Below are 1,431 nucleotides of genomic sequence, written 5' to 3'. Positions count from 1 at the left end.
CTCAGAGGGTGGTTCGGTAGCTTTCGTCCATTGTGGGTTTGGGTCGGCATGTGAATGTGAGCTGTGGTCGTAACCGGTAGGTCCGGCCGGCGTTGGGCTGATCATGGGTGAGCGTGCGGCGTATCCGAGTGACCTGACCGATGAGCAGTGGGCGGTGGTCGGGCCGTTTCTGCGGGCGTGGAAGGACCGGCATCCGTCGGTGTCGGGGCATCAGGGTCGCTATGAGCTGCGGGAGATCGTGAATTCGATCTTCTACCAGAACCGGACCGGGTGTCAGTGGGCGTACCTGCCGCACGACCTGCCGCCGAAGTCGGCCACTTACTACTACTTCGCGCTGTGGCGTGATGATGGCACCGACCAGGTGATCCATGATCTGCTGCGCTGCCAGGCGCGGGAGAAGGCCGGCCGCCGGGAGGATCCGACCGCGGTGGTGCTGGACACCCAGTCGATCAGGGCGGCCAACCACGTTCCGGCGGCGACGACCGGCAAGGACGCCGCGAAGAAGGTCCCGGGCCGTAAGCGGGGTCTCGCGGTCGACGCCCTCGGGCTGATCATCGCGGTGGTGGTCACGGCGGCGTCGGTCACCGACAACTCGATCGGCGTACGGCTGCTGGACAACGTTGTGGCGCACACTCCGACGGTGACCAAGGCGTGGGTCGACGCCGGGTTCAAAGACGACGTGCAGATCCACGGCGCGATCAACGGTATCGACGTCGAACAGGTCCGGCGGTCCGACACGACCGCCGGGTTCGTGCCGGTGAAGCGCCGGTGGGTCGTCGAGCAGACCAACGGCACCCTGATGCTGCACCGCCGCCTGGTCCGCGAGTACGAAAGCCGACCCGCCTCCGCGGTGTCCCGCACCTGGTGGGCCTCGACGGCGAACCTGGTCCGCCGGTTGACCGGAACCGCCACCGCATCGTGGCGCGACCCGGGCCGGCAGCGGTGACTCCGCCGTCGCTGCTGACCCTGCTCACCGAACGCGAGACCGCCGCTGGCCTCGCCGTCGAGCGGCTCTGCGCCCAGATCGCCTCACTCACTGAGCAGCTCACCGCGGCCGAGACCGAGGTGGCCGAACTCGCCATCACCCGCAAGACGCTCCTGAGCCTGGGCCCACTCGACGCGGCAGCACCCGCTGACCCGACCGTCGCCAGCCCCGCCTACCAACAGATCCTCGCCGTGTTTCACGCCGGTACCGCACCGATGCGCGCCAAGGACATCTGCCACGCCCTGGGCACCGGCACCACCGCGAAGGACACCGAGAATCTCCGCGCCAAGCTCAAACGCCTCGTCGCCCGACAGATCCTCACCGAACCCGAGGCCGGACTATTCACCCTGGCCCCGCCGACGACGCCTGCGTAACCCCCACCAGCAGGGCCCCCTAACGAATCGCCAAGCCCACACTGGACATAGCCTCCCGAACCACCCTCTCAG

The 1,431-nt window shown here is 68.0% G+C and carries 2 protein-coding genes; both read left to right on the top strand.

All coding sequences use genetic code 11. The annotated features are described in order from the left end of the window. The first annotated feature begins 103 nt into the window (after positions 1-103). Positions 104-946 (top strand): IS5 family transposase, encoded by an 843-nt coding sequence (locus Vgi01_RS30265; protein WP_204293338.1) that lies wholly within the window; start codon positions 104-106, stop codon positions 944-946. Continuing rightward, on the top strand, positions 943-1,359 hold the full coding sequence (locus Vgi01_RS30260) for a hypothetical protein (RefSeq protein ID WP_204293337.1): 417 nt from the start codon (positions 943-945) through the stop codon (positions 1,357-1,359). Before Vgi01_RS30265 ends, Vgi01_RS30260 begins: the two co-directional genes overlap by 4 nt. Positions 1,360-1,431: the final 72 nt, after the last annotated feature.

This window comes from Micromonospora gifhornensis, from assembly GCF_016863515.1.
In the GTDB taxonomy this organism is placed as follows: domain Bacteria; phylum Actinomycetota; class Actinomycetes; order Mycobacteriales; family Micromonosporaceae; genus Micromonospora; species Micromonospora gifhornensis.
Note: the sequence above shows the minus strand (reverse complement) of the source record. Positions and strands in the feature narration are given on the sequence as shown.